The sequence below is a fragment of the Acinetobacter sp. LMB-5 genome, assembly GCF_001541635.1.
Taxonomy (GTDB): Bacteria; Pseudomonadota; Gammaproteobacteria; order Pseudomonadales; family Moraxellaceae; genus Acinetobacter; species Acinetobacter pittii.
In genome coordinates, this window is sequence record NZ_LRDR01000054.1 from 1 (window position 1) to 309 (window position 309).

The 309-nt window shown below is 53.4% G+C and carries 1 rRNA gene; it reads right to left on the reverse strand.

From position 1 onward, the window contains the following. Positions 1–309: ribosomal RNA gene (locus AW165_RS18475) — 23S ribosomal RNA — on the reverse strand; the annotation flags it as partial.

A 309-nucleotide genomic window follows, 5' to 3' on the forward strand; every position in this document is an offset into this window, starting at 1 on the left:
ATGGCTGCTTCTAAGCCAACATCCTGGCTGTCTGAGCCTTCCCACATCGTTTCCCACTTAGTAGTAATTTGGGACCTTAGCTGGCGGTCTGGGTTGTTTCCCTCTCCACGACGGACGTTAGCACCCGCCGTGTGTCTCCCGGATAGTACTTACTGGTATTCGGAGTTTGCAAAGGGTTGGTAAGTCGGGATGACCCCCTAGCCGAAACAGTGCTCTACCCCCTATGGTATTCGTCCGAGGCGCTACCTAAATAGCTTTCGGGGAGAACCAGCTATCACCAGGCTTGATTAGCCTTTCACCCCTATCCAC